This window comes from Ruegeria sp. K7, assembly GCF_056531785.1.
The window spans coordinates 297547-324135 of sequence record NZ_JBQFMJ010000002.1; the positions used below are offsets into that span (position 1 = coordinate 297547).

At 56.6% G+C, this 26589-nt stretch carries 21 protein-coding genes; 6 read left to right on the plus strand and 15 right to left on the minus strand.

Annotation, left to right across the window (positions count from 1 at the left end; genetic code table 11):
• Positions 1–14: 14 nt before the first annotated feature.
• The 6 genes from ACR0FE_RS06075 to ACR0FE_RS06100 form a co-directional block, all read right to left on the minus strand.
• Positions 15–1214 (minus strand): aromatic ring-hydroxylating oxygenase subunit alpha, encoded by a 1200-nt coding sequence (locus tag ACR0FE_RS06075; protein ID WP_480911700.1) that lies wholly within the window; start codon positions 1212–1214, stop codon positions 15–17.
• Between the two features lie 8 nt (positions 1215–1222).
• Complete coding sequence (locus tag ACR0FE_RS06080; protein ID WP_170613658.1) at positions 1223–3289, minus strand: oxidoreductase; 2067 nt, start codon at positions 3287–3289, stop codon at positions 1223–1225.
• A 247-nt stretch (positions 3290–3536) separates the two neighbouring features.
• Positions 3537–4436: an extracellular solute-binding protein gene (locus ACR0FE_RS06085; RefSeq protein ID WP_480911702.1), complete on the minus strand. Its 900-nt coding sequence runs from the start codon at positions 4434–4436 to the stop codon at positions 3537–3539.
• Positions 4433–5548, minus strand: a complete 1116-nt coding sequence (locus tag ACR0FE_RS06090; protein ID WP_480911704.1) for an ABC transporter ATP-binding protein — start codon at positions 5546–5548, stop codon at positions 4433–4435. Before ACR0FE_RS06090 ends, ACR0FE_RS06085 begins: the two co-directional genes overlap by 4 nt.
• Before the next feature lie 19 nt (positions 5549–5567).
• On the minus strand, positions 5568–6362 hold the full coding sequence (locus tag ACR0FE_RS06095) for an ABC transporter permease (RefSeq protein WP_480812552.1): 795 nt from the start codon (positions 6360–6362) through the stop codon (positions 5568–5570).
• The gene (locus ACR0FE_RS06100; protein WP_480812551.1) at positions 6359–7222 is read right to left on the minus strand and encodes an ABC transporter permease; all 864 of its coding nucleotides are present in this window, start codon (positions 7220–7222) and stop codon (positions 6359–6361) included. The genes ACR0FE_RS06095 and ACR0FE_RS06100 overlap by 4 nt, the downstream gene beginning before the upstream one ends.
• A gap of 190 nt (positions 7223–7412) precedes the next feature.
• Between ACR0FE_RS06100 and ACR0FE_RS06105 the strand changes: the two genes are divergently transcribed.
• On the plus strand, positions 7413–8054 hold the full coding sequence (locus tag ACR0FE_RS06105) for a TetR family transcriptional regulator C-terminal domain-containing protein (protein ID WP_170613667.1): 642 nt from the start codon (positions 7413–7415) through the stop codon (positions 8052–8054).
• 280 nt (positions 8055–8334) lie between these two features.
• On the opposite strand, the gene ACR0FE_RS06110 is transcribed toward ACR0FE_RS06105, so the two are convergent.
• Positions 8335–8808 (minus strand): cupin domain-containing protein, encoded by a 474-nt coding sequence (locus ACR0FE_RS06110; RefSeq protein WP_321251132.1) that lies wholly within the window; start codon positions 8806–8808, stop codon positions 8335–8337.
• A gap of 71 nt (positions 8809–8879) precedes the next feature.
• Between ACR0FE_RS06110 and ACR0FE_RS06115 the strand changes: the two genes are divergently transcribed.
• Entirely contained in the window at positions 8880–9473 is a 594-nt protein-coding gene (locus ACR0FE_RS06115) for a TetR/AcrR family transcriptional regulator (protein WP_480911707.1), read from the plus strand.
• A 119-nt stretch (positions 9474–9592) separates the two neighbouring features.
• Here ACR0FE_RS06115 and ACR0FE_RS06120 read toward each other — a convergent pair whose 3' ends face one another.
• From ACR0FE_RS06120 to ACR0FE_RS06140, 5 genes are read right to left on the minus strand one after another with little or no spacing between them, the layout of a single operon-like run.
• Positions 9593–10675, minus strand: coding sequence for an ABC transporter ATP-binding protein (locus ACR0FE_RS06120; protein WP_480911709.1), 1083 nt, complete (start codon positions 10673–10675; stop codon positions 9593–9595).
• Between the two features lie 3 nt (positions 10676–10678).
• The gene (locus ACR0FE_RS06125) at positions 10679–12334 is read right to left on the minus strand and encodes an alpha-amylase family glycosyl hydrolase (RefSeq protein WP_480911710.1); all 1656 of its coding nucleotides are present in this window, start codon (positions 12332–12334) and stop codon (positions 10679–10681) included.
• Between the two features lie 9 nt (positions 12335–12343).
• Positions 12344–13492: a carbohydrate ABC transporter permease gene (locus ACR0FE_RS06130; RefSeq protein WP_170613678.1), complete on the minus strand. Its 1149-nt coding sequence runs from the start codon at positions 13490–13492 to the stop codon at positions 12344–12346.
• Positions 13493–13495: 3 nt separating this feature from the next.
• Entirely contained in the window at positions 13496–14503 is a 1008-nt protein-coding gene (locus ACR0FE_RS06135; protein ID WP_480911711.1) for a carbohydrate ABC transporter permease, read from the minus strand.
• A 55-nt stretch (positions 14504–14558) separates the two neighbouring features.
• Positions 14559–15917, minus strand: coding sequence for an ABC transporter substrate-binding protein (locus ACR0FE_RS06140; protein ID WP_170619181.1), 1359 nt, complete (start codon positions 15915–15917; stop codon positions 14559–14561).
• Between the two features lie 209 nt (positions 15918–16126).
• On the opposite strand from ACR0FE_RS06140, the gene ACR0FE_RS06145 reads away from it, so the two are divergent.
• Positions 16127–17164 carry a LacI family DNA-binding transcriptional regulator gene (locus tag ACR0FE_RS06145; RefSeq protein WP_480911714.1) on the plus strand — a complete coding sequence of 346 codons (1038 nt, stop codon included), beginning with the start codon at positions 16127–16129 and terminating at the stop codon, positions 17162–17164.
• On the plus strand, positions 17161–18486 hold the full coding sequence (locus ACR0FE_RS06150; protein WP_480911716.1) for a GH1 family beta-glucosidase: 1326 nt from the start codon (positions 17161–17163) through the stop codon (positions 18484–18486). The genes ACR0FE_RS06145 and ACR0FE_RS06150 overlap by 4 nt, the downstream gene beginning before the upstream one ends.
• Positions 18487–19325: 839 nt before the next feature.
• Here ACR0FE_RS06150 and ACR0FE_RS06155 read toward each other — a convergent pair.
• Together ACR0FE_RS06155 and ACR0FE_RS06160 are read right to left on the minus strand one after the other, a co-directional pair.
• A complete protein-coding gene (locus ACR0FE_RS06155; protein WP_170806004.1) occupies positions 19326–20297 on the minus strand; it encodes a LysR family transcriptional regulator in 972 nt (323 codons plus the stop codon).
• An 89-nt stretch (positions 20298–20386) separates the two neighbouring features.
• Entirely contained in the window at positions 20387–22822 is a 2436-nt protein-coding gene (locus ACR0FE_RS06160) for a GcvT family protein (protein ID WP_480911718.1), read from the minus strand.
• A gap of 183 nt (positions 22823–23005) precedes the next feature.
• On the opposite strand from ACR0FE_RS06160, the gene ACR0FE_RS06165 reads away from it, so the two are divergent.
• Positions 23006–24526 carry a trimethylamine methyltransferase family protein gene (locus ACR0FE_RS06165; RefSeq protein ID WP_480911720.1) on the plus strand — a complete coding sequence of 507 codons (1521 nt, stop codon included), beginning with the start codon at positions 23006–23008 and terminating at the stop codon, positions 24524–24526.
• A gap of 73 nt (positions 24527–24599) precedes the next feature.
• On the plus strand, positions 24600–25571 hold the full coding sequence (locus tag ACR0FE_RS06170; RefSeq protein ID WP_480911722.1) for an agmatinase: 972 nt from the start codon (positions 24600–24602) through the stop codon (positions 25569–25571).
• Here the strand turns inward: ACR0FE_RS06170 and ACR0FE_RS06175 are convergent.
• Positions 25568–26548, minus strand: coding sequence for an arginase family protein (locus ACR0FE_RS06175; RefSeq protein ID WP_480490610.1), 981 nt, complete (start codon positions 26546–26548; stop codon positions 25568–25570). The genes ACR0FE_RS06170 and ACR0FE_RS06175 overlap by 4 nt on opposite strands.
• Between the last annotated feature and the right edge of the window lie 41 nt (positions 26549–26589).

Below are 26589 nucleotides of genomic sequence, written 5' to 3' on the forward strand. Positions count from 1 at the left end.
GAATTTTGCGCGTCTCAGATCATGCTGAAGTAGTTGCGATAGAAGCCGGGAATGCTCCATTCCATCTCGGACAGCGGCCCCGGGACGAAATGGTGTGAATTCACGCCTTCCTGATTGTGGCGGATGATCCGTTCGTCATCGAGCGACGTGACATGCCAAAGCCATGTCAGTGCATCCTTGTCATAGTCGCGACCTTCTTCAGCGTCGCCGCGCACGTACCAGACGATCTGAATGTCCGTTTCCTGAAGGGCGCGTGGGACGAACCGATAACCAACTACGTGATCTGCGTAGACGAGGAAGTAGTTGAGCATCCCAACCCCCAGATCGGTGGCGCCGCCATCGTGAGTTTTCAGATCACCCAAGGGTGGCGCCAGAGGCGCGCCATCCTTGCTGCCCGTCATGTAGCCGGGGAACAGCGGGTAGCGCCGCCAATAGACATCTGCGCCGGGCGCAACTGCATTTTCCCCGGTGAGGTCCAGTTGTTCAGCGGGAATTCCGGCTTCTTCCATCCGCTCGTGAAGTGCCCCGCTGAATTCCAGAACTTGCGCCGGGTCTTTCAGGGAATGGCTGCGGGAATAATCCTGGTGGGATGGTGCGCAGTGATAGCATTCCAGATAGTTCTCCAAGGCCAGCTTCCAATTTGCCGGAACCGGATATGAGGCTTCATGCGCGACCTTCAGGTTCTCTAGGTCGAATGGCTTTGAAAGCGGGGTCAGCCTTTCCAGCGCTGCATCCAAAGGCGGGGCGTCTTCAGCGACACAGACAAAAATCAGGCCCTGGAAAATCTTCACCTGAACCGGGAACAACCCGTACTGGCCGGGATCAAAGTCCGGGCCCATTGATCGCCCGTTTCGCAGCTTGCCGTTCAGGTCGAAGGTCCACGCGTGATAGGGGCAAATGAAACTGCGCGCCTTGCCTTTCTGTTCAATGCAAACCCGCGATCCCCGGTGACGGCAGACATTCAGATGCGCGCGCACCTCGCCCTCGCGATCCCGAACGATGATCACGGACTCGGGGCCGTAATCGAACAGGAAATAGTCACCCGGTTCAGCGATCTGGCTGACATGCCCGACCCAGATCCAGTTGCGGTTCCAGAACGTACTGATGTCGTTGTCATAAACCGCCTGAGAGGTATAGAAATGGCGCGGCAAGGCGAACCCTTCCCGCTGCGCCTCCATCAGTTCGCGCATTACTTGCAAGTCATCTTTTGGCATGGCGCACCTCATTCAGCTTCAAGGGAAACGATTTCCCGGCGGAAATACTCGCGGTCGATGTCGCCCGCGTCGCGTTCGAAATTCCTGGCAGCCATGTGACCCGAGAATACAGCGTCCGCGATCAAACCGGGGTTTGCCGCGTCGCCGATCAGTTCCAGCTTTGTCATCGGGCTGTCGGTCAAACCACGAAGTTCATCATAGAGGCCGGTTTCTCGCGTTCGCTGCGTGATCAAAACCACAGAACTGCATTCGATGGATTGTTCTCGGCCGGTATAGGCGCATTGTACTTTTGCCTGACCGGGCGCGATGCTGGCCAAGGTCTTGGACAGAACCAATCGAACGCCCTTTTCCAACAGACTGCGCTGAACTTTGATCTGTTCCAACGTCAATTCGGTAAATGGCGAAACCATCGAGGCCGGGGTCACAAAGACAACCTCACGCCCGGCCTGAGCCAGATGATCCGCCAGCACGCCACCAAGATAGGCCTGATCATCGTCATAGATCAGAACAGGACCGCCCTGCGGCACCTGCCCTGACATGATGTCGTCCGGAGTGAAAACCCGGGTGCCAGCCTCTATTGCTATGCCGCGAAATGCGGATTTCCCGCGACCATCCCGCCGCCAAGTTGAACCGGTTGCCAGAAAGACGTTGGGAATGCCTAGCTCAACAACCTCATTCGCCGACAAGCGGCTGTCGGTGAACAGTTGAACGTTCCCGCGTTGTTGCAGGTCGTAGATCCTGTGATCTGCCACGCGTTTCCAGGCAGACAGGCCGGTCAGGCCGGACTCCTGCAATACGCGGCCGCCAAGCTCTTGCTTTGCTTCGGCCAGAGTTACGTCGTAGCCACGACGCGCCAGTTGCATGGCGCATTCCAGCCCGGCTGGCCCGCTGCCAACAACAAGCGCGGCTTCCTCTTTTCCCCGGCGCTCAATGATTTCAGGATGCCAACCACGCCGCCACTCTTCGCCCATAGTCGGGTTCTGAGTACACCGGATGGGCACTCCCAAGGAATCCGCTGAAACGCAGATATTGCATCCAATGCACTCGCGGATTTCTTCGATGCGACCTTCCTTGATTTTGTTGGGAAGAAACGGATCGGCAATGGACGGTCGTGCCGCCCCGATGAAATCAAGGATACCTTTCTTGACCAGCGACACCATCAGGTCCGGAGACGTAAAGCGCCCGACACCAACAACCGGCTTGGACGTGACCTGTTTGACGAACTCGATATACGAGGTTTGAAAACCGTCGCGGGGTTCAAAACGGGTTGTCGCAGAGTCATTGCTCCAATTCGCGACGTTGACGTCCCAGAGATCCGGCAGTTCTGCCAGCAGTTCAACAACGGCCCGGCCTTCTTCCTGCGCCTGCATCCCGTCGGGCCCCAGCATTTCGTCGACCGCGAACCGAAGGGCGATGGCACAATCATCGCCGACCTCTTCTTTGGTTTCTTCCAGTAGCTCTCGGGTCAGGCGCACCCGGTTTTCCAACGAACCGCCATATTCATCGGTCCGGTCGTTGAACTGCGGCAACAGAAAGTGATGCGGCAGGGTCATGTGATGACCGGCATAGATATAAACAATATCGAAACCCGCCTCACGCGAGCGTCGCGCCGCCGCACGGTGCCACCGGCGAAACTCGCGAATGTCAGACTTATCCATCGCGCGGGCCTGCTTGGGATACGCGGTCTGCAGGGCGAGCTCTGATGGGGCCAGCAAGGGCGCGCGGCTCAGGTGGTTTTGCGCATGGTGGCCGTTGTGCGCCAGTTCGATGGCCGCCAGCGAGCCCTTCTCGTGCACCGCCTCGGTCATCAGGCGCAGGGCGGGAATATCCCGCTCATCCCAGAGCCGGTTTTCGGCGAAAGGCGACAGGTCGGACGTCGGATGGATTTCCGTCTCTTGATTGGACACGACAGCCCAACCACCCTCGGCCTTCATCGCCCGCATGGCAGCCTCGGCCTGAGGTCTGAGATGCCCCATGCCGTTGCAGTGGGGCACCTGGTAGAACCGGTTTCGGGCCGTCACTGGCCCGATCCGAACCGGTTCGAAAAGAACAGAATATCCGTCAGCGCCTGACATTGCCGCGCTTCCTCCAGAAAATTGGAAATGTTGTCGTGGGAATGGAGGGACCGTCTGTCCCGCCATTCCCGGTTGTGTTGTTAAGGTCTGCTTAGAAGCCTGCTTTGATGCGCTCGAACTCTTTCAGCATCTTGGCTTCCAGCTCGGGGTTGACCGCGTCGAAGAACAGGCTGCCCTCAAAGAAGCTGTCCACGTCCGAGAAACCATAGGTTTCGATCAGCTCCGGGTCTGCTTGTGCAAACGCGTCTTAGTTGGCATGGGCATACCCCCAGCTTTCGATGATGTACTTGCCGCTGGCGGCAGAGCTGAGCGCGTTCAGCATGTCATAGACCTGCTCATCCGACTGCTTGGCGGATTTCAGATGCACATAGCCGCAGACCCAGGTGGCGATACCCTTGTCCACATCACGCATCATGACGGCCGGGGTTTCGTTCCAGATCAGGTTCAGTTCCGACTGGTTCCAGCCCCAACCCAGTGTCACCTCGCCACTGGCAATCGCCTGGTCCAATTGTCCCGCATCGGACCAGTAGAAGCGCACATTGGGATGAATCGCGCGCAGGTAATCCGCCGCCTTCTGGAATTCCTCGTCGCTCATATCGGTATAGCTTGAGGCACCGGTCGCCAATGCGGCCATGGCAAATGCGCTGGAGGCGGCATCCGGAATGGCAACCTTGCCCTGATAGGCAGGATCCGCGAGCAGTTGCAGCGACACATCATCCGCCGAAATCATGTCGGTGCGATAGATCAGGCCGGTGTTGCCCCATTCGAACGGCACCATATAGGTCTGCCCGTCGATCGTGATGCCATCGACTTCCTTGATCTTGGGCATCAGCTTGTCCCAGTTTTCAAGCTTACTGGTGTCGATCGGCTTTAGCATATCCGCCGCGACCCATTTCCTCAGCGCATCCGTGCAGGGATGGGCCAGATCTGCTTCAAACCCGGACTGAAGCTTGGTGAACGCTTCTTCCACGCTACCGAAATAAGTATAGCTGGGCGCGCCGCCGTACTTTTCGACATAGTCGCCGTAGAACCCCTGATCCTCGTATCCGGACCAGTCGAAGACGGTCAGGTCCGCCGCGTTGGCCAGCGCTTGGCTGGCGGTAAAGGTGGCAACCACTGCTGCGGCGATTGATGCTGCTTTATTCATTTCTCTCCTCCCAAAGATTCACGTTTGCCCAAGTCGATCACTGAGGCGCTTTGAACGCCAAGCCAGACAGTATCGCCCCGGTTGTGATCGACTGTGTGAAAGTAGTTTGGCACTGCAACGGCGATGCTTTCCGGCAACCCGTCGACGCGCACATAATAGTGGACGCTTTCGCCATAGAAGGCGACGTCCGACACCTTGCCCTGAACATTCGCGTCATATCCATCCGGTTTTTCCGCGCTGATTTCCAACTGCTCAGGCCGAACGCCCACCAGCAGATCTTTGTCATGCACCTGAACATTCGGGTTCACCCCAATTGTCATCGAGCCAAACCCTTGAACATTCACGTCCAGCGTGTCGGCGTTTTCAGCAGTCACGACAGCATTCAGGAAATTCATACCGCCGATGAAAGCGGCCACTTCCCGGTTGCATGGCTGCGAGTACAGCACCTCGGGTCTGTCGACCTGTTTGAGCTGACCGGCGAACATCACACCGATGCGGTCGGACATGGTCATGGCTTCGTATTGATCATGCGTCACCATCACGAAGGTAATGCCAAGCTTCTGCTGCAGGCGGCGCATTTCCAACTGCATCGCTTCGCGCAGGTTTTTGTCCAGCGCGGACAGTGGTTCATCCAGCAACAACACCTTTGGCCGCATGACCAGCGCCCGTGCAAGCGCCACACGTTGCCGCTGCCCGCCCGACAACTCGTTGGCCTTGCGGTCCTGCAACCCGCCGAGTTCCACCATCTCAAGCGCTTCGGCAACGCGTTCCTTGATTTCCTTCCGCGACAGCTTTGTCTTGCGCAAACCGAACCCTACATTGTCGCCCACATTCAGATGCGGAAAGATCGCATAGCTTTGGAACACCATGTTGGTAGGCCGCTTGTTTGCAGGCACCTCGCCCATGGTGCGTCCATCGATCCGGACTTCACCCTCTTCATGATCCTGAAAGCCCGCAATAATGCGTAAAGCTGTTGTCTTTCCGCAACCCGATGGCCCCAGCAGCGAAAAGAACTCACCCTCTTTCAAAGTCAGGTTCAGATCGGACACCGCCACAAAGGACCCAAAGCGTTTTTCGACGCCCTTAATCTCGATGATGTTCTGTTCGCTCATCTTGTTTGTTCCTTTGGCTTCAATCCGAAGATTGCGTGGAGCGGCGGCGGAAGTATTCGGCAATCAGCAGCAGCAGGACCGACGAGAGCAAAAGCAGCGATCCCAGGGCCAGCGTGTTGGGCAGCTTTGCGGGGAACCGGATCTGGCTCCAGATGTAGACCGGCAGTGTCGGGCTGTTGCCGGACAGGAAGAAGGCCAGCACGAATTCGTCAAAGGACACGGTGAACGTGACCAGCAAGCTGGCGATGATGCCCGGAGCAACAATCGGCAGAGTGACGCGCCGAAACGTCCCGACAACGCTTTCGCCGAGGTCGAAGGCGGCCTCCTCCAAAGACTGGTCGAAATCGTCAAAGGCGGATTTCATGATCGACACTGCGAAGGGCAGAGCCACGAACACATGTCCAAGGATCACGGTCGTCAGCGATGGTTTCAGCCCGATGCTGATGAACAGAACCAGCATCGAACTGGCAACGATGATGCCGGGGATGACCAAAGGAAGCATGACCAGTCCCTCGGACAACTCGCGCCCCGTGAAGCGATACCGGACATAAGCGCGCGCGGCGAACAGGCCCAGGGACGTTGCCATCAGGGCGGTCACGCTGCCCACGATCAGCGAGTTCACCATCGCCTGCAACAGCGTGTCCTGCTGACCCAACTGCGCGTACCACTTCAAAGTGAAGCCCTTTAGCGGGAAGGCCACGATGGTTCCGTCATTGAACGAAAACAGCGGCAAAAGCAGAACCGGCAGGTAGAGAAACACCAGGTAGGCGATGGCATAGACAAGCAACCATGGGATACGAAATGCCTTGGTCATCGGATCCTCCGCCCCAAGGCGGTGACGACCACCACGAACAGGATCGCGACGCAGCCGACCGAAAGCATGGCCAGCAGAGACAGGGTTGCGCCCAATGGCCAGTTATTGGCGGCGCCAAACTGTACCTGGATCAGGTTCGCCACCATTTTACCCTGCGATCCACCGACCAGAGCCGGGGTGACATAGTCGCCCACAGTCGGGATGAAAATGATCAGGCAAGCCGCGATGATCCCCGGCACCGTCAGGGGCAGCGTCACGCGAACAAACCTTTCAAGTTTGCTGCACCCAAGGTCGGTTGCGGCCTCCAACAGGCTACGGTCGATCTTTTGGAGCGACACGTAAATCGGCAGGATCGCAAACGGCGCCCAGGCATGCGCAAGCGTGAGCACAACGGCAAACTCGTTGTAGAGCAGGAATGTCAGCGGTTCCTGAATCAGCCCCAGCGAAATCAGGGCCGAATTCATCACGCCGTTAAATCCAAGGATCAGTTTCCAACTGAACACCCGCAGCAGGTAACTGCTCCAAAAGGGGATGGTGATCAGCAATAGCCACAGGGTCTTCTTCTGCGTCCGAAACGCAATGAAATAGGCGATGGGATAGGCCAAACACACCGTCGACAGTGTCACCGCCCCCGCTATTGCAACCGACCGGATCATCAGGTGCCGCACCAAGGGGTCGGTGAACGCCTCTTGGTAGTTCGCCCAGGTCAGGGTGCGATCAATCTCGACATAGGTTTGGGTCCAAAAGCTGTAGGCCACCAGAATGCAAAGAGGCACGGCCACAAGCAAGCCGACATAGAGCGTCGCAGGCGCGCTCAGTGCCAGGCCCTTGCCCGTTTCGCTTCTGATGACTCCAGCCATGCTTCCCTGCTGAGTTTTGCTTGCGGTGGTGCGACGACATACATCACAAAATGGACAATCGTCCATTTAAATCTGGAATTTTCAGGCCAGCTGTGTCAACAGATAATTTCACAACTAGGGCTGGCCAAAGTCACAATGGCCGCTAGAAGGCACCGCAATAGGCTGAAAACAAACAGAACCGCCTGACCATATGACCGGAAGACGACAAGAAATACGCGAACGAAATCGCCTGTCCCTGATCGAAGCGGTGCTCGACTCGGTCGCAGAGAAGGGTATTTCAGAGACATCCGTAAGCGAAATCATCCAGCGCGCCGAGCTGTCCCGCGGCATGATTCACCTTCATTTCGGCGGCAAGGACAACCTGGTTAACGAAGCTGCCCGCTATTCGTCCGAGCAATACTACAATGGCATTTATGCCTTGCTGGAAACGACCGGGCAAACTGGCCAGGAGCATATCGAGATGATTGTTCGGGGTGATTTGGGTGAAACCATCCTCAACAAGAAAAGCGTTTCAATTTGGTACGCGTTTCGCGGTGAGGCCAGAAACCGAGCGGCGATAGCCGCCTTCTCCGACACGCGGGACGCGAAGCTACGGAACCTTGTTTTCAACGCGTTCGCCCGGATTGCGAAGGAAGCTGAAATCGAACACCCCAATCAGGTTGCACGTGACGCAACTCATGGCACGCTTGCTATGCTGGAAGGGATGTGGACCGATTACCTGCTGCACCCGGATTCTTTTGACCGAACCGAGGCAATAAGGATCATCTTCCGCTTCTTGAGCTCAATGTTTCCAAACCACTTCGACCTTGGCGGCGCATTGTCGCCAAAATGACTGTTGCGACCAAATGTGTCAGCTTGCAGTCGATAGGAATAGTCCCCGACTGGCAAGTCAGAGCGTGAACCGGGTGCAGAAGGTCAATCTAAGCAAAATTGGATTCAATTTTGGCTCATCTAACGACGACCTTTCCCCTTGAGAAAAGACCCTCCGCAAGGCAATGCGTAGCAGAAGCTCACGCATGGCGAGGCGAGCGAGCAACTAGAGACCAATGCATGCGCGAGTTTGGACCCGGAAGCATCTGATAAGTTGCTTCCGGGCCCAAACTGAAATTCTGTTAGCTGGGGACTTCGGTGGGCACCAGAATCGTCATTCCAACCCTGTCGGCTACGGCCATGATTGCGGGAATATCCGGTGGTCCATCCGGGGCAGGAATGTCTGTTGTTCCGTCGGGCATGGCTTCACCAGCTTCAGTGAAGAACGTGTCATGCATAGCGCCAGGGGCATTAATGCAGAGCAATCGACCGGGCCTCGCTCCGGTACATGTAAAGGCGTGAACGGCACCGTCCGGCACTTTTACAAAATCACCACTCTCTACACTGTGGGTTTCGCCGTTCACAAGAAACTCGAATTCCCCATCAAGCACATAAAAGCTTTCATCTTCACCGGCATGATGGTTGGGCGGTGCGCCGGCCCCCGGCGCCGTTTTGATCTCGACAATTGTACATCGATTTCCTGTTTCGCTGGGAAAAGCATGGAATGTCAGAAGATTTCCAAGAAGATGATAAACCCGAGGGCGAGGTTCAGTCATTGCAGCTACTCCCTTTACTCGAAAATTAATACCATTATGATACATAAATCCACTTATGAGACAAGTGTATTATGAAAGGAATTAACTTGGCGCGCCGAACAAACCAAATTAAACGAACTCGTGATGCGCTTCTTTCGGCCGCCCGTGAACTGATGTCGGAGGGACAGGAAGTGACGCTGGCAAAAGTGGCTGAACATGCCAAAATCAGTCGTGCGACGGTCTACCGATACTTTTCCGATCCGGGCGTATTGGCTTTGGATGCGACTCTGGACATTGAAGTCAAACCAACGTCTGAGCTGCTTCAGGGGGTTCATGATGTCCGGGTTCGAGTACACGCAGTCGCGCGTTACTATCTGGATTTCTCACGCGAACATGAAGCTTATTTCCGGCAGTTTCTTGCAGAGTCTCTGAAAGCATCGCTTGAGCAGGGTACGACCAAAATGCGGGGCGCGAGACGGGTTGCTGCTTTTGCTGAGGCACTTGAACCAGTGCAAAAATCTATGAAACCCAAGGAAATTAAAGACTTGGCGATGCGGTTGTCCATGACGACTGGCATGGAGCAATTTATAATCATTGAAGACATTCTGCGTGTTGACCAGGCGACAGGCTACCGCCTTCAAGAAGGGCTGGTAGATGCTCTGCTTGAACGATATTTGCCAGACTAGAAAATTCTCGACTTTTCTCTGTGCTTTGATGATGGATGCATTGGCCAAGCCAAGTGGGCAACGTCAGGCCCAGATGAATTGCGCTCCCATTCTCACAACATTGATTGGGTGGCCGATCATTATTTCCGCAAAGATAAGCCATTGTGAAATAGATGCACCTTGCCCGGATCGGCGTTCAGTTTAACATTTTGTCCACGCAGATTTCGTTCGACACCGGGAAACTTGGCGACGATGCCTTCGGCCCCTGCCCTGCTGGCGAAATAAAGAAGGGTGACTTCTCCCAAGGCTTCGATGAAATCGACATTGCCGTCCAGAAACCCAGAGGCATCGTCGGCGAAAAAGTCTTCGGGGCGTACGCCAACGTTTACCGGCAGACCCATTTGATCGGGATTGGTTGGAATGGATGAAACTGCAGTGCCGCCCGCATCAAGTTTGACCGATGTCTGTGCCCCGGTCCCGGATATTTTGCCGGACATCAAGTTCATGGAAGGCGAGCCGATAAACTGCGCCACGAATTCGTTGTCCGGTGTTTCGTACAGTTCCAGCGGTGTGCCCACCTGCGCAATGCCCTTGTTGGCCAGAACCACGATCCGACTGGCCAGGGTCATCGCCTCGACCTGATCATGGGTCACGTAGATCATGGTGCTGTCGGGCATTGCCTCTTTCAGTCGCGCGATCTCGATACGGGTTGCGACGCGCAAAGCAGCGTCAAGATTTGAGAGCGGCTCGTCGAACAGATAGACCTTGGGGTCCCGTACAATGGCCCGCCCGATGGCGACACGTTGGCGCTGACCTCCCGACAGGGCCTTGGGCAGTCGATCCAGAAGCGGATCCAGCTGAAGGGTCTGTGCGGCGCGTTCGACGGCGGCATCGATCTCGGCGGCGGGCATCTTGGCGATCTTGAGCGCAAACGCCATGTTCTCGCGCACGGTCAAATGTGGATAGAGCGCGTAGGACTGAAACACCATCGCGATGCCTCGCTGGGCGGGCGGCACATCGTTCATGACCTGCCCTTCGATTTCCAGCGTTCCTCCAGTAATCTTTTCCAACCCGGCAATCATCCGCAACAAGGTAGATTTGCCGCACCCCGAAGGGCCGACGAAGACGATCAACTCGCCTTTCTCGATGTCCAGATCGATATGCTTCAGTACATCGACCGGACCATAGGACTTCGCCACATCTGTAAGCTTGAGTTCCGACATGGTTTACCCCTTGTCCTTAACCATCAGGCAGAATTGCGAAGGTTGCAGCGTCACGACGCGTTCGCCATCAACACCGCCCAGGTCTTGCCCGATGACCCGCCAGTTGCCTTCTAGCAGTTCGATCTGTCTTGCTTCTGTTCCAAGGTTGAACGCGCAATACACCGTTTCAGAAGCGTCTTCGCGGTAGAACGTCAGGGCCGGACCGACCTGGTTCATATCGGATTGCGTGCCCGAGGCGAGCGCAGGATGAGCATGGCGCAACGCAATTGCGCGGCGATAGTGGTGGAGCATCGATTGATCGTCCACCTCCAGCCGGTCCACGGCCCGTTCGGATTGCATGGGACTGACCGGTAGCCACGGCTCACCCGTACTAAAGCCCGAATGTTCGTCTTGCGCCGTCCAGACCATCGGCGTACGGCAGCCATCCCGGCCCTTGAATTCGGGCCAGAACTCAATGCCGTAAGGGTCTTGCAGTTTTTCAAACGGAACATCGGCCTCGTGCAGGCCCAGCTCCTCACCCTGATACAGACAGGCGGAACCGCGCAGGCACATCATCAAGACTGCGTGCTGTCGAATGGCCGCATCGTCCAGGCCCCAGCGCGAGGCGTGGCGAGGCACGTCGTGGTTCGAGAACGCCCAGCACGGCCATGCATCCCCGGCTTTGGCCTGAAGCTGATCAAAAACCTGTTTCGCATAATCAGCCGACAGTGCGCGTTTTTCGAGAAACTCGAAGGCGTAGCACATGTGCATCCGCTTGTCGCCGGACGTGTACTCACCCATGATTTCCAACCCACGCTGCGCGTCGCCGACCTCGCCCAGGCAGGCGCGACCATCATATTCGTCTGTCAGCGCCCGCAAGCGTTCAAGGAAGGCAATGTTTTCAGGCCGACTTTTGGAATACAGGTGGTTTTGGTGGTTATAGGGGTTCACCGCTGGCGCGATCGACGCGTTGCGCTCTTCGATCGGAAGCGCCGGGTTGTCGCGCAACTGTTTGTCGTGGAAATAGAAATTGATCGTGTCCAGACGAAACCCGTCCACGCCCATCTCAAGCCAGCACCGGGCAACATCCAGCAAGGCGTCCTGAACGTGTGCATTGTGGAAGTTCAGGTCCGGCTGCGACGTGAGGAAATTGTGAAAATAGTATTGCAGGCGGCGCGGGTCCCACTGCCACGCAGGACCGCCAAAGATCGACAACCAGTTGTTGGGCGGTGTGCCATCCGGCCTCGGATCGGCCCAAACATACCAGTCGGATTTCGGGTTTTCCCGGCTGGCACGGCTTTCGATGAACCACGGGTGCTGGTCTGATGTGTGTGAAAGCACCAGATCGATCATCACTTTCAGCCCCTTGGCATGGGCCTGATCGAGCAGTTCGCGAAAATCCTGCAATGACCCGAACATCGGATCAACGTCGCGGTAATCGCTGACGTCATAGCCGAAATCCTTCATCGGAGATTTGAAGAAGGGCGAAATCCAGATCGCGTCAACACCTAGCGAAGCGATGTAATCCAGACGCCGGGTGATACCTTTCAGGTCTCCGATGCCGTCGCCATTGCTGTCCTGAAAACTGCGCGGATAGATCTGATAGATCACTCCGCCGCGCCACCAGTCTGACGTGGCCTTTGTTGATTTGGAAAGTTCCACAGTGTTCTGCACGTTCATCAGACGCCTCTATTTAACGGACCCGGCCAGCAGGCCCCGGACCAGGTATTTTTGCATTGCGAAGAAAACGACCAATGGCACAAAGATCGACACAAAGGCTGCGGTCGCCAGAATTTCCCAGTTGCCGCCACGGGTGCCCAAAAGCTCTACAATGCGGTTGGTCATCACCGTGGTCTGGCCGGTTGCGTCGATCAGGAAGACCTTGGCCACCAGAAGATCGTTCCACGTCCACAAGAACTGGAAGATTGCGAAGGACGCGAGCGCCGGGAAGCTAAGCGGCAGGATCAGCTTGGTGAAGATCTGGAACTCGGTCGCCCCGTCGACCCGCGCATTCTCGATCAGATCACGTGGCAATCCAGCCATGTAGTTGCGCAGTAGGTAGATCGCCAGCGGCATGCCAAAGCCCGTATGCGCCAACCAAACGCCCAGATAACCTTTCCCAACCCCGATACTCAGGTGGAATTTCAACAGCGGAATCAACGCCAGTTGCAACGGAACCACCAACAGGCCAACCACAGCGGCGATCAGCAAGGCCCGGCCCGGAAACTCCATCCACGCCAGGGCATAAGCTGCAAAGGCTGCAACAAGGATTGGAATGATCGTCGCGGGAATTGTGACTGTCAGCGTGTTGAAGAACGCCTTTGCCATACTGTCCGTACTGCTTTGGTCCAACAGAACTTTTTTGTAGTTGTCCAATGTAAACTCAGGCGGCAATTCAGCCGTCACAAATACACGCGCGCCGCGCTTGCCGCTGAATTCTTCGGTATTCTCCATCCGATAGTTGCCGTCTGCATCGACTGTGATTGTGCCGCCTCCGCGCAGCTCGGCGGTTTCACCGGGGGCGAAGGCGTCAATTTCGCGTGCGCTGATGCCCCAGCCTGAAATCCTGATTTGCTCTTCATCGCCAAACAGCTGCCCCTGGATTACGTAAAGCTCATTCTCCAACACCTGCGTTTCGGGTGCCGCGCTGCGCAGTGTCAGATTCTGCTCGGACGGAAAGAGAGACCGCCACCAACCGCTGCTGGAAATCTGGTCCGCCGTCCGGAAGGATGAGATCAGCAGACCAAGCGTCGGAATGATCCACAGGACCACCAGAAAGACGACCGAGGCATGAACGACCCAGCGCAGCGCCGGTCTGGTTCCCGCAATATCGTTCATGGCCTACTCCATCTCCTTGCGCGCATTGCGCACGTTCCAGATCAGGATCGGTGTGACCAGCAACATGATCACCATGGCCGAGGCCGAGCCCACCCCCCAGTCGTTGGCGCGAAACAGCTTGTCATACATGTAGTTGGCCAGAACCTGTGTCTCCCACTGGCCGTTGGTCATGGCAAAGACGATGTCGAAGACTTTCAGCACGGTAATGGTGATCGTCGTCCAGACGACCAGAATCGTGGTTTTGATCTGCGGCACCTTGATCTTGAAAAAAATCTGAAACGGGTTCGCGCCATCCAGGATGGCGGCCTCGACAGTTTCTTCGGGGATGCCGCGAAGGGCGGCCGACAGGATCACCATGGCAAACCCGGTCTGAATCCAAACCAGAACAATCATCAGGAAGAAACTGTTCCAGAACGGAACCGTCAGCCATGTCTGCGGTTCGGTGCCGCCAAAGAAGATATAAAGCGCGTTCAGGATGCCGATCTGGTCCTGTTCCGCCGGGCGCGCGTCATAGACGAGTTTCCAGATCACCGAAGCGCCGACGAATGAAATCGCCATTGGCATAAAGATCAGCGATTTGGCAAAATTACCCCATCGGATGCGGTCGGTCAGTTGTGCAACCAGCAGGCCGAAAGCGGTGGACATGGCCGGCACAACGATCAGCCAGAACATGTTGTTGCGCATGGCCTCCCAGAATTTCGGCTCTTTGGCCATCTGGGTGTAATTTTCAAGGCCTACCCATCTGTACCCACCGCCGGGCACGCGTTCAGTGAGCGACAGGCGCAGCGTCTCGACCACCGGGTATGCCAGGTACAAGCCCAGCGCAGCAAGTGCCGGGAACAGGAACAACCAGGGCCGGATCATGTTCGCCCGGTTGATGTTGCGCCCTGCGTTGGGCCCGCGCGGCGGGAACAGGACTTTGTCCAGAAACTGGTTGGAGAGGTAGAAGTAGCCCACGCAACCCGACACACCGATGGCGATGGTCAGCAGGCCCTGAAGTGCCGGTGTCATGATGCCCTCGTTGGTTTGGAAATTGGGGCGGCGTCAGGGCCGCCCCAGCCGTCACTTACTTCGCAGCATCCCACGAAGACTGGATTTCTCCGGCAATTGTGGCTGCGTCCTTCGCACCCGAGGAATAGTCGACCATACCGGTCCAGAACGTACCCGCGCCGACCGCACCCGGCATCAGGTCCGACCCGTCAAAGCGGAACGTGGTTGCGTTGGTCAGGATTTCACCCTGTCCCCGCTGGGTATCATTGGCGTAATTCTCGGGATTTGCCCCCAGATGCGGCGTCAGGAATCCGTCCTGAGACATCATGATCTCATGCGCGAAGGGCGTTTTGAGGAACTCCATGAACACCTCGGCCGCCGGGTTCGGGTTCGTGATCGTGAACAACGTGCCCGCACCCAGAACCGGAGTTCCCAGATCTTTCTCGGCATAGGCCGGGAAGTAGAAGAAATCGGCATCTACACCCAATTCGGTCCCTTCCGGGAAATAGGCGGGAATGAACGACGCCTGACGGTGCATCATGCAGGCAGGCGGGCTGTCGAACAGACCCTTGGGGCTGTCGCGGAAGTCAATCGCGGCGGTGTCGTCGGCGTTGCCCACGACATAGTCGTCGTTGCGGGTAAAGCTGCCGTATTCCTCAATCGCCGCGATCACGCGCGGATCATCGAACTTCATCTCATTCGAGACCCACTGGTCGTAGACTTCGGGCGGCTGTGTACGCAACATCAGGTCCTCGACCCAGTCGGTCGCGGGCCACCCGGTCGCACCGCCGGATGCAAGCCCCACGCAAAGCGGCGTCTCGCCATCCTCGACCATCTGATCCATCAGCGCCTTGAACTCTTCCATGGTCTGCGGGACGTCGTACCCGAAGTCTTCGAAGTTTTCCGGGATGTACCAGACCAGCGACTTCACGTTGACGTTGAAGAAAAAGCCGTAGAAATCTTTGGCGCCATCGGCGTTTTCAAAGGTTCCCAAATCGACCCAGGACTGGCCGGCAGCGAAATTGTCCTTGATCCAGTCCGCCGACCCTTCGGCAAGCGGCGTCAGGTATCCGTTCTTGGCCATGTTCGCGGCGAGACCCGGCTGCGGGAAAACCGTCAAGTTCGGAGCGGAGCCAGCGGCCGCATCAATCAGGATCTGCTGCTCCAGCGAGTCCGATCCGACATAGCTGGAATTCGCTCCGGTGGCCTCATCAAAATAGGCGACCAGATTTTCGAATGACTTCCCTTCGCCCGCAAGCCACGGCCCGAAAATGGTAAGGTCCTGACCGGCCAGGTCATGGGCGTCCGCAAAGGCCTGAAAGCCGTCCCAGTCAAAGCCGCCCTCGCCCACGGCGTGGATCATCTCGCCCTGCGCCTGGACGCCTCCGGACAGCAAAGCAAATGTGGCCACACCTGCATAAAGCGCGTTTCTCATGAATTTTCCTCCCAACAGTTCCTTGCGCCACAGAGACTCAGCATCCAAAGCGCTTTGGATATGCAGTTTATCCGCTAACATTTCTCGCCTGTCAACATTCACGTTGCAGAACATCAATTTTTAAAAGGCTGATTGAAACGGGTTGACGGAACGAGCATTTGACCACACAACAGGTAACAGCCAAAACTTGAAGGCGCTTTGAAGCAATCATGAACCTGAAGCAGCTCTCGGAAATTCTTGCCCTTTCGCAAACGACGGTCAGCCGCGCGCTGAACGGCTACCCCGAAGTGAGCGAGGAAACCCGGATGCGCGTTCAGGCTGCTGCTGCCAAACATGGCTATCGCCCGAACATCCGCGCCAAGGGGCTGGCGACCGGCAAATCCATGGTGATCGGGCACGTGATCCCCAGTTCGTCCCAGCACGAGATGGTGAACCCGATCTTCGGTGACTTTGTTGCTGGTGCGGCGCGCACGTACGCCGCGCACGGCTATGACATGATGTTCACCACCGCCGATGATACGTCGATCGAAGGGGCCTATCGCAGTTTGTTTCAGCGCGGTGCCGTGGATGGCGTCGTTTTGCAGGGCCCCAAAGTTAACGAACACCGAATTGATCTTCTCTCGCGGATGGCGGTGCCGTTCATCGTGCATGGGCGTTCGACGGGGGCGGATGTGGAATATGACTGGATTGACGTAAACAACAAAAGCTCGTTCATGCGCGCCACACAGTTCCTGATCGATTTAGGGCATCGCCGGATCGCCCTGATCAACGGGCTTGAAGATATGGATTTCGCGCAACGACGCCGTACAGGGTACCAACAGGCCCTGGAACAGGCAGGCTTGACCTCGGACCCGCAACTGATGCGAAGCGCCGAGATGACCGAAGTCTACGGCCACCGCGAAACTCACGACATGCTGCAATTGGATGAACCGCCGACTGCCATTCTGGCGTCCTCGATGATTTCAGCGATCGGAGTACGGCGGGCGCTGGACGAGGCGGGCCTCCGGATCGGTCGGGATGTCTCGGTCATCGCTCATGACGATGACCTTTCTTACCTAAAGAACGGGCAGGACGTCCCCATTTTCACAGCCACGCGCTCTTCAGTGCGACACGCAGGAGAACTGGCCGCCGAGATGCTTATCGAGCGGATCAAATCGCCTGAGGACCCGGTCAAAACCAGATTGCTTGAGGCCGAGTTGGTTGTCGGCAAGTCAACCGGCCCTGCACCCGACAGGTTCCGACGATGAACTTTACGCGAAACGATTTTCCGTCTGATTTCCTGTTTGGGGTCGCCACGTCGGCCTATCAAATCGAAGGTCACGCCCAAGGCGGTGCAGGGTCCACCCATTGGGATACGTTTGCCGCGACACCCGGCAACGTCGTGCGGGGGGAAAATGGGGATCGGGCCTGCGACCACCTGAACCGGTTTGAACAGGATTTCGATCTTGTGCGCAACGCAGGTTTTGATTGCTATCGCTTCTCGACCAGCTGGGCACGCGTGATGCCCGAGGGGCGCGGACCGATCAATCAGGAAGGTTTGGACTATTACGACCGGCTGGCTGATGCGCTGCTGGAGCGTGGCATCCGCCCGTGCGCGACGCTTTATCACTGGGAACTGCCGTCGGCTCTGGCTGACCTGGGCGGTTGGCGCAACCGGGACATCGCCAGCTGGTTTGCCGATTTCACCGAGGTCATCATGGGCCGGATCGGCGACCGAATGTACAGCGTTGCCCCTATCAATGAGCCTTGGTGCGTCAGCTGGCTGAGTCATTTCGAAGGACATCACGCCCCGGGATTGCGGGACATTCGGGCAACGGCTCGATCCATGCATCACGTCCTGCTGGCCCACGGCCAGGCCATTCAGGCGATGCGCGGCCTGGGCATGTCCAATCTGGGCGGTGTGTTCAATCTTGAATGGGCCGAACCCGCCGATGACAGTCCGCAAGCGCGGCAGGCCGCTGATCTCTATGATGGGATCTATAACCGGTTCTTCCTGGGGGGCGTGTTCAACAAGGCCTATCCTCAGAATGTGCTGGAAGGGTTGGAACCCCACCTTCCGCCCGGCTGGCAGGATGATTTCGACATCATCGGCGCTCCTGTCGACTGGTGTGGATTGAACTATTACACCCGCAAACTGATCGCCCCTGCGGACACCGCCTGGCCCGGCCTGACCGAAATCCCCGGGCCCTTGCCCAAGACCCAAATGGGATGGGAAATCGACCCAGCCGCGCTGAGCCGGTTCCTGATCCGAACAGCGCAAGAATACACTGGCGACCTTCCGATCTATGTGACCGAAAACGGCATGGCCAGCCCCGAGCGCCAACAAGACGTTGATCGTATCAGCTATCTGGATCAGCACTTTGCCGCCGTTCAGGAGGCCCTAAATCAGGATGTTCCGGTCAAGGGGTACTTTGTTTGGTCTCTGCTGGACAATTACGAATGGGCCTTGGGGTACGAAAAACGCTTCGGTCTGGTTGATGTGGATTTCGATACGATGAAACGTACTCCGAAAGCCTCATACTTCGCCTTGAAGAAGATGCTGTCCACTTACAATACCGCTGCCAGATGACTGTGTTCTGGTGCTTTGGGGCTATTTTGTTGATGGTAGCTCTCCACCAAATGCGACGTTCGCACAGGTCAACTTGCCGTGCATTGATTGCCGCCGAGCACTTCTGACGAGCCAAGTTCTGAATTTCTTTTTTAGGATGAATCGGTGCCAGCCTGATCCGCATGTCGGCCCTGATTTTGCTAATAGGAAGTCAGGATCTATGAAATCGGTTTTTGGACGCTGGATGAAGGGAATGAGGTGAAAACGGCAAGTCTTTGTCGCTGGCGCCAGAACCATGTGTGCCTTACAGAATACCAAGTGGCGGACCGAGGAGGAGCCTAAATTTTCCGCTATACATATATCTATTGGATGAAATTCTGAAAAATTTTCTTGCCATACTACCAAAAGTACCACGTCATGTTGGACTTAGGCGGCCCATTGACACAAGTAACTTTTATATCGGCTTGGCATCAGCACCCAGAAACAAACCCAATTCTCGACTATAGCTTCGATATCATTCCGCAAACGTTCGACAATTCCACAGAAACCACCGAGTCGCGAACAGAGCGGACATTCATAGTTAAGCTTGGTCCCGGTCCTGTGCTGAATTGCAAATTGTCCGATGGCGGCAGCAGCGCGCGGTATTCTAGGATGCCTGCCTAACGTAGCAGGGAGTGGTAAGTTTTAGTGTTCCGTTTCAGAACCGAAGGACCGACGGGAAATCGGTCTGACGGGTTCTGGTTTGGACCCATGGGAAGTTTTTGGGTTCTCAAACGGAACCACAGAAGATGCCGACGGGCCGGTATCAGAACCGCGTTTTGTTTTTTTGGAATGCCAGAACTGCCAGTCATTGATGGTGGCTAGGCACTGTCCATTTCCATGGTGCGGAATTCGTTTTTCAGCCAGGTGTGCCTGGCGCACATCGGTCTTGTAAAATGCTGCCGGATCAGTTTTCCCATGGCCTTCTGGATCAGCAGTGATGTAGTCGCCGGGTACACTTCGGTCGTAAAAAGTGACACTGTCCGCACAAAGTTCCTGCCAGGAAACGGCATGGCTTTGACACTGTTGTGAAACCGCTGCGTTCGGTGGAAACACGCCGCCGTTGTGATGGCCCATCCGCTGCCCTGTGCAACCAGGCCGATGATGGACTGATTACATTCAAGTTCAAACCGGTTGGGCAGGCTGAACTTGCTTCGGGCCAACTGAATTTCGATTTGTTTGCCAATCACGTAGTCACGCGAATACCTTAACAAAGGCAATTCCGCCTCTGGTGTAAACAACTCTTCGGGCGAACCTTCAAACTTGTTGGGAAGAACGACGATGAAAGGATCGCGCATCAAAGGGTATTCGATCAGCCCCTCAGTGCGTCCCGGCGGCCTTGTGGCAACACCAACGTCCAATTTATGCTCTTGTAGTTTGGCGAGAATCTCGTGACTGGGGCGTGTGAAGTGCCGGAAATTGCAGCGCGGAAGTGCCTGAGCCAAAAACCGAACGAGATCGGGCGCGATCTGGTTGTCGAAATCGTCAATCAAAGCCAATCGCAGGTCCGTCGCGTGCTGCCAGTTGCCCGTACGGATCTCAGCTTCGCCACGTTTCAATACGGTCAGGCCTTCACGGACGTAGCGGGCAAACACTTCTCCTGCTGGCGTTAGCCCCATTGGACGGCGTCCATGGTCGACCAATTCGATGCCCAGCGCGTTTTCAAGGCTGCGCAGATGGTTGGAAACTGTACTGATCGACAAATCCGTTTCGGATGCAACCTTCTGAATCGATCCGGACTTGGCGATCAACTGAAAAACTTCCAGCCACCTAAGGCTCAGCGATTTGGACACGGCAACTGACCATTGTTTCGATTTGTTCGAAACTAGCGAAGCAAAGATTCGCCCTTGCGGCAACAATGAAGTTGGCTGAGATGTCGTTTCTAAGCTTTCATACGGGCAAAATCCGGATCGTACGGGCTGGACGTTATGACAGTCGCGCCAAAACGCTGCCCGCAACTATCCAGCTCCATTTCGCTGCCAACCTCAGAGATGAACGGATCAACAAATACATGCGCCAGGTTCAATCCTGTACGATGACCCCATTCCCCAGAGGTAACAGTCCCCACGACCTTATCGCCCAGCATGACAGACGCGCCGGGATGCGCCGGACCACGCGTTGCATCAATGCGCAGGGGAACCAGCTTGCGGCGAAGCCCTTCTGACTGCCGCTTCAACAGCGCCTCACGCCCAATAAATTCGCCCTTGTCCAGACGCACAAACCTGTCCAGCCCCGTTTCCCAAGGATCAAATTCGGTGATCAAATCGGCTTTCCAGTGCAGGAAGCTTTTTTCCATGCGCATCGAGTCAACCGCTCTGGCACCAAACAGGTTCAGCCCGTACCCTTCGCCCGCCTCCCGCAGCGCAAGATAGGCCGCATAGAGAGAGGCGTTTGGGACATGGATCTCATAGGCCAACTCTCCCGAGAAACTAAGGTTCATGACCGTGGCAGGAGCGATGCCGACAAAGCACTCTCGTACGCTGAGCCAGGGGAATGCGTCCGCAGACCAATCACCTCTGGCACAGTCAGAAAGCACAGTGCGCGACTTGGGGCCAGCCAAAACCAGAATGGTTTGGTCATTCGTCAAGCTGCGCATCTGAACGTCTTCATCGTTGCGCAGATGCTTCTGTAGCCAGTCCATATCGTGATACTCGCTCGCTGCGGCAGAGCCATACCAAACCCGTGCTGGACCGCGATCACTGGCAGGGAGATTGGCAACAGTTGCTTCCGCCTTGACCATACCGTGATGGTTCAGCAGATAACCCAGCCCAACACGCCCTTCGCGCTTGCCCACAACTCCGCAAAACATCCGATCCAGAAACGCGTGCCTGTCCACTCCGGTGATCTCGATCCGATTGAACCCGTTTACTTCCGCCAACCCGACACCGGTGCGAACGTTATCGACTTCGGCAGCAACCAGATCGAAGGTTTCCTCAAAATCGAAACTGAGTGACGGCGCGAAATCAGGGTGAGGTTTGATGTAATCCACCCTTTCCCATCCATTGACTACCGTGAACTCCGCCCCTTCGGATGCGAGAACAGGCGTCAGAGGCGTCGTTTTGGCGGGACGGCCGGCTGGGCGGTGTTCATGTGGAAAGTGGAACCTGAATTCGTTCTGATAATCCTCAATCGCCTTCAGAGCAGTGAGTTCTACGTTCGCGTGCCCTGTAAACCTCCTCGGGTCGAGGCACCAAGTGTCATAACATGCCTCACCATGCACGATCTGCTGTGCCAACAGCCACCCGTGCCCGCCGCCTTCGCCCAACCCGGCTCGCAGACCAATGATGCAGTACGCATTGCGCTTGCCCGGGATCGGCCCAACCAACGGGGCACCATCAATTGAATAAGTGATCGGCCCGTTTACGACCGTGTGAATGCCCACCTCCATCAAGGCAGGCATCCGCGCAAATGCACCCTCGAGCACATCAGTTACACGGTCCAGATCATCCGGACAAAGTGCGTTCACGAAGTTTGGATCGATCCCCTCCATTCCCCATGTTTTGCACCCCTGCTCGTAGAACCCGAGCAAGAGACCGTTCTTTTCCTGTCGGCAATAGTAGTCGCTGATTGGGCAGCGCAGCAGCGGCATCCGGTGCCCGGCATCCCGGATGGCCTCGATCTCTTCGGTCAGAAAATACTGGTGTTCCATGGACGACACCGGATGATGAACCCCCATCATGGCGCCAACCTCGTTGACCCGGTAGCCACATGCGTTGACGACTATGTCGCAGTCGATGTCTCCGTGCTCGGTATGCACGGTCCAGGTATCATCGTTGTGCTGCGTCAAAGCTGTGACAGGCGTATTTCTGTACACTTCCGCACCGGCTTTGCGCGCCCGTCGCGCAAGGGCCTGACACAGTTGGGCCGGGTCGATGTCACCGTCCAACGGATCCCATAGCCCACCGATCAGGTTGTCGGTCGAAATCAACGGGTGACGTCGGGCGCATTCATCCGCATCGATCACCTCGAAATGCACATCCATGCCCAGGGCCATAGACGCGAAGTGACGGTAGCCCTGCATCTGCGCTTCTGTATTCGCCAGGCGTATTCCGCCATCTCCGTGATGGTAATTGATCGGATAATCCGGATCGTCGGCCAGTTCCTTGTACAGGCGGATCGAATGAGATTTCAGACCCACCATGGTCTGATTCATCCCGAAATTTGTGACCTGCGCTGCCGAATGCCAGGTCGTGCCCGAAGTCAGTTCGTTCCGTTCAACCAAAACCACATCTGTCCAACCCTCTCGGGTCAGGTGGTACAGTGTCGAACATCCAGCGATCCCGCCTCCGATCACAACGACTCTGGTACGCGACTTCATTGGCTGTGCTCCCTCGGTTTCGGCACAAGTCTTGCTGAATAACGGGTTGGGCAGACAACAGGGCAGTCGCCGGTACTGTAAAATCGAAACCGCAATTTCGGATTCTGAAATCGGCAATTCTCCTTTGATGCCCGTGTGTTTTGCGCCTTACGGTGCAACGAAGACGCAAAGAGATTGGGATACATGTCATCGGAGGGCTCAAAACGCAGCGGTCGGAAAGCGCGGCACGCACAGCGTGCAGCCAAGCCAGCATTCGATCCCTGCCCACCCGGTCAGACAGGTGGTTCGTACAAACCTTTGAACCACGTGGAAATAGAACAGGTATTTGATACCGCCCTGCGGCTCCTGGAAGAGCTGGGCATGGGCAATGTACCGGATAGGCTTGCCGCCGATCTAAGGGCCGCAGGGGCACGGGACCGGGAACCGGGGCGGCTGGTATTCCCACGTTCAATGGTCCAGCAAGTCATTAATTCCGCTGCCAAAAGTTTCATGTTCCATGGCCGGGATGAAAGCCGGTCTATCGATGTGGGCGGGGATCGTGTGTATTTTGGCACTGGCGGCGCGGCTGTTCAGACGCTCGACATTGACAGTGGGCTTTATCGCCCCTCCACATTGGTCGATCTGCATGACTTCACCCGACTACAGGACACACTGGCCAATGTCAGTTGGTTCACCCGGTGCTGCGTTGCAACGGATGTCCCCGATGTGTTGGATCTGGACGTCAATACGGTTTACGCCTTGGTTCGGAATACGACCAAACCAGTCGCCACCTCTTTCACGCTGGCCGAACATATCCGCCCCATTGTCGAGATGCTGGACATCGTCGCCGGAGGGGTCGGTGAGTTCGCCAAACGCCCTTTCCTGAAAGCGCACATCAGCCCGGTCATTTCACCGATGCGATATGGCGAAGACGCAGTGGACGTCGTTTATGAGTGCATCGCCCATAACATACCAATGTCCTGCATCACGGCTGCGCAAGCGGGCGCAACCGCTCCGGCGACCCTGGCCGGATTTCTGGCGCAGTCACTGGCCGAAACGCTTGCCAGTCTCGTGATGGTCAACACGATCAAACCCGGCTTTCCGATGGTTTTTTCCAATTGGCCCTTCATCGTAGACCTCAGAACTGGCTCATTTGCCGGTGGTAGCGGCGAGACAGCGATCCTGAATGCCGCCTCGGCGCAGATCACGAACTGGCTGGGGTTGCCTTCGGGCGTCGCCGCTTCGATGGCAGATGCCAAGGCCATTGATGCCCAGTACGGGGCTGAAAAAGGCATCACGTCGCTTGCAGCCGCATTGGCCGGTGGCAACCTGATTTATGAAAGTTCAGGCATGACTGCGTCCCTGTTGGGTGCAAGTTTCGAGGCCTTTGTACTGGACAACGAAATGCACTCTCACACCTATCGGGTCTTGCGCGGGATCGAGGTCACCGAAGCGAATCTCGGCTTTGACGCCATTTGCAATTCGGTTTTGGGTGATGGGCACTTTCTGGGCAGCGCACATACATATGAAGCAATGGAGAGAGATTACTTTTATCCTCAGCTCGCTGATCGCCGGGAGCCGCGCACATGGGAAACCGAAGGTGCGAGGGACGCATGGTCATCCGCCCGGCAAGTCGCCAGAGAGGTTTTGAGCTCGCATCACCCCGAGTATCTCACCTCCGAGCAGGACGCCGAAATTCGCCGACGTTTTCGTATCCTGACCTGAAGTCTTACAGGCATTCCCAGCCCGTTGCTGAACCGCTAGGGTCACTGAAGAAACTTGCAGAGGATGGGAAGCCATGGCCGATTCATTTTTTCAACCGGTTTCAGCCATGGAGCTTGCCCGGTTTGCGGGCATACCGTCATTCATGCGCCTGCCCATTCTGGATCTGGATCACGAACGCATCTCGGATGTCGAATTGGGCCTTATCGGCATCCCTTGGGACGGCGGTACCACCAATCGCCCGGGCGCACGGCATGGCCCGCGGCAACTGCGCGATTACTCCACGATGATCAGGGCGATGAACCCGGTCACGGGCGTCGCGCCGTTCTCGCAGGTGAATTGCGCGGACCTAGGAGATGTCGCCCCCAATCCGGTCGACATAGAAGACACGCTGGATCGGGTCACGAGCTTCTACTCGAAGCTGAAAGCGCGCAAAATCACGCCATTGACCGCCGGAGGGGATCACTTGACCACCCTGCCCGTCCTGCGTGCCCTGGCCGCCTCGGGCCCGGTTGGTCTCATCCAGTTCGACAGTCACACGGATTTGTTCGACACCTATTTCGGCGGCCACAAATTCACGCACGGCACCCCCTTCCGCCGCGCTGTTGAGGAAGGGTTGGTGGACCCCAAACGCTTTGTTCAGGTCGGAATCCGCGGCACGGCATACAACACCGAAGACATCGAATGGGGTGAAGCGCAGGGCATCCGTATCATCCGCATCGAAGAACTGTTCGACCGGGGCATCGACGATGTGATGAATGAAGTGCGCAGCATTGTCGGAACGGAGCCGACCTACTGCACCTATGACATCGACTTCGTGGACCCGACCTATGCGCCCGGCACCGGAACACCCGAAATTGGCGGGCCCAACAGTTTTCAGGCCCAGCAGGTCATTCGCAAGATGGCTGGCCTGAACCTTGTCGGTGCCGATCTTGTCGAAGTGTCGCCACCCTTCGATCCTGAGGGTGGGACAGCGTGGCTGGGTATCTCGCTGATGTTCGAATTGCTTTGTGTTCTGGCCCAAGCTGTCGAGGCGCGCCGCAGTTAATCCTCGGCAACATTCTCGGCAATCATCGAAATCATCTCGAACATCACTGCTGCGGCGGTCAGGGCAGTGATGTTGTTGGGGCTGTCTTTTGTGGGCATCATGCAAACCACATCACCGCCCACGATGTTCAGCCCGCGCGCCGCCCTCAGGATTCCAACCGCCTCATCGATGTCAAACCCCTTTTCACCCGGCTCAAGGTTAGAGACTGCGGGCGCAACGGTTGGATCAAGGCAATCCAGATCGAAGGTGATGTAAACCGGCCGGTCGCCCAGCACCTCTTTGGTTTGGGCTACAACGTCCTCCAGCCCACGCTGACGAAATTCGCGCATTGTGACGATGTTGTAGCCATAGTCGTAAGAAGGCTGCAGCCAGTCCAGACTGCGTGGATGGCCCCGCAAGCCGATCTGCATCGAACGGGTCGGATCCACCTGCCCCTGATCGGCCAGATAAGCCCCCCAGTGTGCCGCTGATTTCTTGGCCCCCAGGAAGTGGTCAACCTTGGTAAAAACATCCGTGTGGGCGTCCAGATGCAGGAAACTGACAGGTTCTCCGCCTGCCAGTTTTCCACATCCCAAAGCCTGTACTATCCCACCAGTGATGGAGTGATCTCCGCCGACAGAAACCGGGCGTGCACCGGCCGCGTCGATGTCCTTGTAGAATTCGGTGATCCGTTCAATGCAATCCTCATTGTCGTTCGCCTTCGGGAACGGCACATCCCCCACATCGGCAATCCGCGCGCTGTTCCATGGGTCGATCTCGAAAACTGAATGCACCCTGCGCTGAACGGCCGAGACGTGCCGCAAGGCGCGTGGGCCCAAATGCTGGTCCCTCTCGGTCGTGCCGTTTCCGGTTGAGTGCGGCACGCCTGCTAATGCAATGTCCTGCCCCTTGGGCCCGACATTGGGGCAACGAAACAGAGTAGGCACGCCCCACCAATACAGATTGTCCATCATGGACTGTTCGTAGCGATCGGCCATTGTTTTCTCCGGTCAATGAAAAACGCCCCCGGAAAGAACCG